The organism is Ideonella sp. (genome assembly GCF_035254525.1).
Classification (GTDB): Bacteria; Pseudomonadota; Gammaproteobacteria; order Burkholderiales; family Burkholderiaceae_C; genus Ideonella.
Genome location: NZ_DATFAN010000106.1, coordinates 26,797 through 34,942 on the forward strand (window position 1 = coordinate 26,797; position 8,146 = coordinate 34,942).

General features: G+C 69.9%; 7 protein-coding genes. 3 read left to right on the forward strand and 4 right to left on the reverse strand.

All coding sequences use genetic code 11. The features are described from left to right. Positions 1-19: 19 nt before the first annotated feature. A complete protein-coding gene (gene aroC, locus VJ693_RS10295) occupies positions 20-1,117 on the reverse strand; it encodes a chorismate synthase (protein ID WP_324153848.1) in 1,098 nt (365 codons plus the stop codon). A gap of 182 nt (positions 1,118-1,299) precedes the next feature. On the opposite strand from aroC, the gene VJ693_RS10300 reads away from it, so the two are divergent. Next, the gene (locus VJ693_RS10300; protein ID WP_324153850.1) at positions 1,300-3,537 is read left to right on the forward strand and encodes a putative bifunctional diguanylate cyclase/phosphodiesterase; all 2,238 of its coding nucleotides are present in this window, start codon (positions 1,300-1,302) and stop codon (positions 3,535-3,537) included. On the opposite strand, the gene VJ693_RS10305 is transcribed toward VJ693_RS10300, so the two are convergent. Next, positions 3,538-4,002: a CBS domain-containing protein gene (locus VJ693_RS10305; protein WP_324153852.1), complete on the reverse strand. Its 465-nt coding sequence runs from the start codon at positions 4,000-4,002 to the stop codon at positions 3,538-3,540. It abuts the gene before it with no gap. A gap of 119 nt (positions 4,003-4,121) precedes the next feature. Here VJ693_RS10305 and VJ693_RS10310 point away from each other — a divergent pair, with 119 nt between their 5' ends. Together VJ693_RS10310 and VJ693_RS10315 are read left to right on the forward strand one after the other, a co-directional pair. After that, a complete protein-coding gene (locus VJ693_RS10310) occupies positions 4,122-5,420 on the forward strand; it encodes an O-acetylhomoserine aminocarboxypropyltransferase (protein WP_324153854.1) in 1,299 nt (432 codons plus the stop codon). Next, a complete protein-coding gene (locus VJ693_RS10315) occupies positions 5,417-6,217 on the forward strand; it encodes an alpha/beta hydrolase (protein WP_324153856.1) in 801 nt (266 codons plus the stop codon). The genes VJ693_RS10310 and VJ693_RS10315 overlap by 4 nt, the downstream gene beginning before the upstream one ends. A 1-nt stretch (position 6,218) precedes the next feature. On the opposite strand, the gene VJ693_RS10320 is transcribed toward VJ693_RS10315, so the two are convergent. Together VJ693_RS10320 and kbl are read right to left on the reverse strand one after the other, a co-directional pair. Beyond that, a complete protein-coding gene (locus VJ693_RS10320; RefSeq protein ID WP_324153858.1) occupies positions 6,219-7,169 on the reverse strand; it encodes an NAD-dependent epimerase/dehydratase family protein in 951 nt (316 codons plus the stop codon). Then, positions 7,166-8,146, reverse strand: a 981-nt coding sequence (gene kbl, locus VJ693_RS10325) for a glycine C-acetyltransferase (RefSeq protein WP_324153859.1), incomplete at its 5' end; no start/stop codon positions are given. The genes VJ693_RS10320 and kbl, both read right to left, overlap by 4 nt.

Here is an 8,146-nt window from a genome sequence, read left to right on the forward strand (position 1 = left end):
GCTAGAGGCCCGCCCGGCCTCAGCGCTGCGCCGGGATGACCGGCGTGGCGACCCGCACGTCGCCACACTGCGCGCGGTGGCGCAGCGCATGGTCCATCAGCACCAGCGCCAGCATCGCCTCGGCGATCGGGGTCGCGCGGATGCCGACGCAGGGGTCATGGCGGCCGAAGGTCTCGACCGTCGCCGGCTGGCCGGCCAGATCGATCGAGTGGCGCGGCGTGCGGATCGAGCTGGTCGGCTTGATCGCGATCGAGACGCGCAGGTCCTGCCCGGTCGAAATGCCGCCCAGCACGCCACCTGCATGGTTGCTGGCGAAGCCCTCCGGCGTCAGCTCGTCGCCGTGCTCGCTGCCGCGCTGGCGCACGGCGCCGAAGCCGGCGCCGATCTCGACGCCCTTGACCGCGTTGATCCCCATCATCGCGTAGGCGATGTCGGCATCGAGCTTGTCGAACAGCGGCGCGCCCCAGCCGACCGGCAGGCCCGACGCCTCGACATACAGCCGCGCACCGACCGAATCGCCGGCCTTGCGCAGCGCATCCATGTAGTCCTCCAGCGCGTCGATGCCACTCGCCGTGGCCGCAAAGAAGGGGTTGGCGCCGACCTGGGCCCAGTCGTCGACCGGGATCTCGATCTCGCCCAGCGCCGTCATGCAGCCCCGGATCGCGATGCCGTGCTGCTCGCGCAGCCACTTCTTCGCCACCGCGCCGGCGCCGACCATCGGCGCGGTCAGCCGGGCCGACGAGCGGCCGCCCCCACGCGGGTCGCGAATGCCGTACTTGTGCCAGTAGGTGTAGTCGGCATGGCCGGGGCGGAAGGTCTGGGCGATGTTGCCGTAGTCCTTGCTGCGCTGGTCGGTGTTGCGGATCAGCAGGCAGATCGGCGTGCCGGTGGTCTTGCCCTCGTAGACGCCGGACAGGATCTCGACCGCGTCCGGCTCGTTGCGCTGCGTCACATGGCGCGAGGTGCCGGGGCGCCGCCGGTCCAGCTCGGGCTGGATGTCGGCCTCCGACAGGCTCATGCCGGGCGGGCAGCCGTCGATCACACAGCCGATGGCCGGGCCATGGCTTTCGCCGAAGTTGGTGACGGCGAAAAGCTCGCCAAAGGTGCTGCCGGACATTGCGTGCTGCCGTGGGGTGAGTGCGTGATTTTATCGGCGGCCCCTTCACCCCGCCCTTGAACGACCCGTTTGCGTGGACGGCGTGTGAAATGGCCGGCTTTTCCGGCCCGCCTCGTCGGACCGGCTGGCGCCGACTGGCGGCACAGTGCTGACATACCCAAAACCTGCCTGCCTGGCTCGCCTTGACTGCCCTCGCCACCCCTGCCCTGCCCGTGCTGCTGGCCTTGCCGGCGGCGCCATGGCTCGCGCTGGCCGGTGGTGCCGTCGCCGCCGCCTTCGCGGCCACCTGGCAAGCCTACCGCCGGGCCCGGCAACGCGCGCTGGCGGCCGACGCCGACCTGGCGCTCGCCCGCGCGATGCTCGACCACAGCCCCCAGTTGATCGGGCTGCTGACCCCGCAGGGCGAGGTGCTGCGCATGAACCAGGCCGCCAACGACTGGCTCGGCCCGCCCGGCGCCCTGAAGGGCTTGCCGCTGTGGGCCCTGCCGGCCTGGCTGACCTCACCCGATGACGCCAACCGCCTGCGTCATGCAGTGGCCCGCGCCGCCGCCGGCCGCCCCCAGCACCTGGATGTGGCAGTCGAAACGCGGCAGGGGGCGCGACGGGTCGAGCTGTCGGTGCGGCCCATGCGCCGCGGGGCCGATCGGTCCGACGGGGTGCCCGCGGCTCACCTGCTGGTCGAGGCGCGCGATGTCACGCTGCGCCGGCAGGCCGAAGACAAGATGCGCCTGGCCGCGGCCGTGTTCGAACAGGCCCGCGAGGGCATCCTGATCACCGACCCGCGCGGCGTGGTCGTCTCGGTCAACCAGGCGTTCAGCCAGATCACCGGCTTCGAGGCCGGCGAGCTCATCGGCCAGTATCCGGCGATGCTGACCACCGCGCTCGAGGACACGGGCCTGCCCCGCCGCATCCGGCGTGCGCTGGTGGGCAGCAACCATTGGCAAGGCGAGCTGCGCAGCCAGCGCAAGAACGGCGAACCCTTGACCGCCTGGCTGTCGATGAGCCGCCGGTGCGACACGACCGGCCGCACGACCCACCTGATCGGCATCCTGAATGACATCACGCGCTCGAAGATGGCCGAGCAGGAGCTGCTGCGCCAGGCTCATTTCGACGCGCTGACCGACCTGCCCAACCGCAATCTGCTGGAAGACCGGCTGCGAGTGGCGCTGGCCACCGCCCAGCGCCAGAACGACACCTTGGCGCTGCTGTTCATCGACCTGAACCAGTTCCGCAACATCAACGACAACTTCGGCCACCGCACCGGCGACGGCGTGCTGCTGGAAATGGCGCACCGGCTGCGCGACAACCTGCGCGATACCGACGTGGTGGCGCGCCTGGGTGGCGACGAATTCGCCGTGCTGCTGCCGGGGACCGACGCGGAGGGTGCCGCCCAGGTGGCCAACAAGCTGCTGGAGCGCGTGGCCCAGCCCTGCATGGTCAGCAACCACGAGCTGAGCCTGACGATGTCGATCGGCATCGCGATGTACCCCTCCGATGGCGACACGGTGGACGAATTGACGCGCTGCGCCGACACCGCGATGTACCGCTCCAAGATCGAGGGCCGCGGCACCTACCAGTTCTTCACCGTCGGCATGCAGCAGCGCTCGGTGCGACAGCTGCAGCTGGAAGCCGCGCTGCGGCGCGCCGCCGAACGCGATGAACTGCTGCTGCACTACCAGCCGCAGCTCGATGCCCGCAGCGGTGCGGTGCTGGGCGTCGAGGCGCTGGTGCGCTGGCGCCACCCCGAGCTCGGCATGGTGCCGCCGGGAGAATTCATCCCGCTGGCCGAAGGCAGCGGGCAGATCCTGGCGATCGGCGAATGGGTGATACGCACGGCGGTGCGACAGATCCAGGCCTGGCGCGACGCCGGGCTGACCGGGCTGGTCGTGGCGGTGAACCTGTCGGCGATCCAGTTCCGCGACCCCGGGCTGCCCGAGCTGGTCAAGTCCATCCTCGATGAAGCCCGGCTGCCGCCAAGCTGCCTGGAGCTCGAGCTGACCGAGAGCGTGGCCACCGGCAACCCGACCGCGGCGATCGCGATGATGGACCGGCTGCACGCGCTCGGCGTGCGGCTGTCGATCGACGACTTCGGCACCGGCTACTCGTCGCTGAACTACCTCAAGCGCTTTCGCATCCACACGCTCAAGATCGACCAGAGCTTCGTGCGCGACATCGGCAGCGACGCCGACGACCGCGCCATCGTGCAGGCCATCGTGCAGATGGCCCATGCGCTGCAGCTCACCACGATCGCCGAAGGCGTGGAAACCGATGTGCAGGCGAACTTCCTGCGTTCACAAGGCTGCGATGCGATGCAGGGCTACCGCTTCTGCCGCCCGCTCGAGGCCACGGCCGCCGAAACCTGGATGCTGGCCCGGCGGGCCGCGCTGCAGGCGCTGGACCAGCCGCCGGTGCCGATCTGATCAGCCGGCCTGCTCGCCAGGCGCCTCTTCCTCGACCGGCCAGTCGCGGATGTAGGCCTTGAGCATGCGGTTCTCGAAATCCTGCGCCTCGACCACCGACTTGGCGACGTCGTAGAACGAGATCACCCCCATCAACGTGCGGCCGTCGAGCACGGGCATGTAGCGGGCGTGGCGCCCGAGCATCATGCGGCGCACCTCGTTGATGTCGGTTTCAGGCGTGCAGGTCAGCGGAGCGTCGTCCATCACGCTGCGCACCAGCGTGGAGCCGAGCTGGCCGCCGTTCTTGACCACCGCGCGGATCACCTCGCGGAAGGTCAGCATGCCGATGAGATCGCCGTGGGTCATGACCACCAGTGAGCCGATGTCGTGCTCGGCCATCGTCGTCACGGCTTCGGCCAAGGCACTCTCCGGCGAGACGGTGAAGAGCGTGCTGCCCTTCACACGCAGGATGTCACTGACTTTCATGGCTGCTCTCCTTCGGCTCGATCGACGCATGGGCGCTCGCTGCCCACGCGGCCAACATAGCACACAATCCTCGCCCGACACAGGTTCGAAACACCTTCACACCACACCAGATCAACCCTATGCCAGGCGCATCCGACCCCGGCTTCGACACCCTGGCGCTCCACGCCGGTGCGGCCCCCGACCCGGCCACCGGCGCGCGCGCGGTGCCGATCCACCTGACCACCTCCTTCGTCTTCGAATCGAGCGAGCACGCGGCGTCGCTGTTCAACCTGGAGCGCTCGGGCCACGTCTACAGCCGCATCTCGAACCCGACCAATGCGGTGCTGGAAGAGCGCCTGGCGGCGCTGGAGGGGGCCGTCGGCTCGATCACCACCGCCAGCGGCCAGGCGGCGCTGCATCTGGCGATCGCCACGCTGGCCGGCGCCGGCTCGCACATCGTGGCCAGCACGGCGCTGTACGGCGGCTCGCACAACCTGCTGCACTACACCCTGAAGCGCTTCGGCATCGAGACGACCTTCGTCAAGCCGCGCGACATCGACGCCTGGCGCGCCGCGATCCGCCCGAACACGAAGCTGCTGTTCGGCGAGACGCTGGGCAACCCGGGGCTGGACGTGCTGGACATCCCGGCCGTGTCCGCCATCGCCCACGAGGCCGGCCTGCCGCTGCTGGTCGACTCGACCTTCACGACGCCCTGGCTGATGAAGCCGGTCGAGCACGGGGCCGACCTGGTCTTCCACTCGGCGACCAAGTTCCTCTCGGGCCATGGCACGGTGGTCGGCGGCGTGCTGGTCGACGGCGGCCGTTTCGACTGGACTTCCAGCGGGCGCTTCCCCGAGTTGACCGAGCCCTACGAGGGCTTTCACGGCATGGTCTTCACCGAGGAGAGCACCGACGGCGCCTTCCTGCTGCGGGCCCGCCGCGAGGGGCTGCGCGACTTCGGCGCCTGCATGAGCCCGCACACCGCCTGGCTGATCCTGCAGGGCATCGAGACCCTGCCGCTGCGCATGGCACGGCATGTCGACAACACCCGCAAGCTGGTGCAGTTCCTGGCCGCGCACCCGATGGTCGCCGGCGTCGGCTACCCGGAGCTCGAATCGCACCCCGACCGCGCGCTGGCGCAGCGCCTGCTGCCCAAGGGCTGCGGCTCGGTCTTCAGCTTCGATCTGAAAGGCTCGCGCCGGCAGGGCCAGGCTTTCATCGAGGCACTGAAGCTCTTCTCGCACCTGGCCAACGTCGGCGATTGCCGCTCGCTCGTGATCCACCCGGCCTCGACCACCCATTTCCGCATGGACGACGCGGCCCTGGCGCAGGCCGGCATCGGCCCCGGCACGATCCGCCTGTCGATCGGGCTCGAAGACCCGGACGATCTGATCGACGACCTGAAACGCGCCTTGCGCGTGGCGGAGAGAGCCGCATGAAGCTGAGCGTGAATGGCCGCGAGGTCGATGCCTACACGGGCGGCAAACCCTTCGACCCGAGCCTGCCCTGCGTCGTCTTCATCCACGGTGCGCTGCACGACCACACCGTCTGGACGCTGCTGGCCCGCTGGTGCGCCCATCACGGCTACGGGGTGCTGGCGCCGGACCTGCCGGGCCACATGCGCAGCGCGGGCCCCGCGCTGGACAGCGTCGAGGCGATGGCCGACTGGCTGCTGGCGCTGCTGGACGCGACCGGGGTCGAGAAGGCGGCGCTGGTGGGCCACAGCATGGGCTCGCTGGTCGCGCTGGAAGCCGCCGGCCGCGCGCCCGAGCGCGCCACCCGGCTGGTGATGGTCGGCACCGCCTACCCGATGAAGGTCTCGCCCGCGCTGCTGGAGTTGTCGAAGAACGACCCGCTGGCCGCGATCGACCTCGTGACGACGCTGTCGTACTCGACGCTGGCCGCCAAGCCCGGCTACCCCGGCCCGGGTGTCTGGACCCGCGGCGGCGGCAAGGCCTTGTGCCGGCTGGTGCTGGCCAAGCAGGGTGACACCGAGCTCTACCACCGCGACTTCGCCGCCTGCGACGGCTATCGGCACGGCCTGGAAGCAGCGGCCCGGGTCACCGCGCCGGCCACGTTGATCCTCGGTGCACGCGACCAGATGACCCCGCCCAAGGCCGCTGGAGACATCGCCACGGCGCTGAAGGCCCGCATCGAGCGGGTCGAGGCGGGACATGTCCTGATGGCCGAAGCGCCGGACGCGACACTGGCCGCGCTGCGCCGGGCATTGGGCTGAATCAGGCCACCGTCACGAGCGAGGGCGCCAGGTTGGCCAGCATGTCGCGCACCATCGCGCGCAGGTCGAATTCCGGCTTCCAGCCCCAGTCGGCGCGGGCCGCCGAGTCGTCGATCGAGCGTGGCCACGAGTCGGCGATCGCCTGGCGAAAGTCGGGCGCATAGTCGATCGCAAACCCGGGCAGTTCATCGGCGATGGCCGCGGCGATCTCGGCCGGCGTGAAGCTGACGCCGGCCAGGTTGTAGCCGTGCCGCTCGCGGATCCGCGCCGCCGGAGCGTCCATCAGCTCCAGCGTCGCGCGGATCGCGTCGGGCATGTACATCATCGGCAGCGCCGACTGCGGCCCCAGGAAGCTGGTGTAGCGGCGGGCCTTCAGCGCCTCGTGGAAGATCTCGACCGCGTAGTCGGTCGTGCCCCCGCCGGGTGGCGTCTTCCAGCTGATCAGGCCGGGATAGCGCAGGCTGCGCACATCGACACCATGCACGCGGTGGTACCAGGCGCACCAGCCCTCGCCGGCCAGCTTGGAGATGCCGTAGACGGTGGTGGGCTCCATCACCGTCTTCTGCGGCGTGTGGTCGCGCGGCGTCGTCGGCCCGAAGGCAGCGATCGAGCTGGGCCAGAAGACCTTGTCCAGCTTGTGCGTGCGGGCCAGTTCCAGCACGTTCAGCAGGCCCTTCATGTTCAGGTCCCAGGCCCACATCGGATGCTGCTCGCCGCGCGCCGACAAGGCCGCTGCCAGGTGGTAGATCTGCGTGATGCCGTGGCGTTCGGCCACCGCCGTCAGCGCGGCGGCATCGGTCACGTCCAGCGCCTCGTGCGCCAGGCCCGGCACGCGGCCCTTGGGTGCGAGGTCGCTGGTCACGACGGCGGCCTGGCCATGTCGGCGCGCCAACTCTTCGGCCAGCTCGGTGCCGATCTGGCCATTGGCGCCGATGATGAGGATCCTGGTCATTTCACGAGCCCCAGTTCAAGCCCGGCCTGGCGGAAGGCCGCCACGGCGCGCTCGAGATCGGCCTGCTCGTGGGCCGCACTGAGCTGCACGCGGATGCGCGCCTGGCCCTTGGGCACCACTGGGAAGAAGAAGCCGACCACGTAGATGCCCAGCTCCAGCAGGCGCGCCGCGAGTTGCTGCGCCTTGACCGCGTCGTAGACCATGATCGGCACGATCGGATGCTCACCGGGCTTGATCTCGAAGCCGGCCTCGCTGATGGCGCGGCGGAAGTACGTCGTGTTGGCCTCGAGCTTGTCGCGCAGCGCGGTCGAACCTTCGAGCAGGTCCAGCACCGCGATCGAGGCGCCGACGATCGCCGGCGCGACGGTGTTCGAGAAGAGGTACGGGCGCGAGCGCTGGCGCAGCAGTTCGACCACTTCTTGACGGGCCGCGGTGAAGCCGCCCGAAGCGCCGCCCAGTGCCTTGCCCAGCGTGCCGGTGATGATGTCGATCTTGCCGAACACCCCGCGGTATTCGTGCGTCCCCCGGCCGGTGGCGCCGAGGAAGCCGCTGGCATGGCACTCGTCGATGCCGAGCAGCGCGCCGAAGCGGTCGCAGAGCGCGCGCATCTCGTCGAGCCGGGCGATCGTGCCGTCCATCGAGAATACGCCGTCGGTGAAGACGAGCTTGAAGCGCGCGCCCTTGGCCTCCGCCTCGGCCAGGCATCGCTCCAGGTCGGCCATGTCGTTGTGCTTGTAGCGCCAGCGCTGCGCCTTGCACAGGCGGATGCCGTCGATGATCGAGGCATGGTTCAGCTCGTCGCTAATCACCGCATCGGCCTCGCCCAGCAAGGGCTCGAACAGGCCGCCGTTGGCGTCGAAGGCCGCCGCGTAGAGGATCGCGTCCTCGGTGCCCAGGAAGCGCGCGATGCGGGCCTCGAGCGTCTTGTGGATGTCCTGCGTGCCGCAGATGAAGCGCACCGAGCTCAGGCCGTAGCC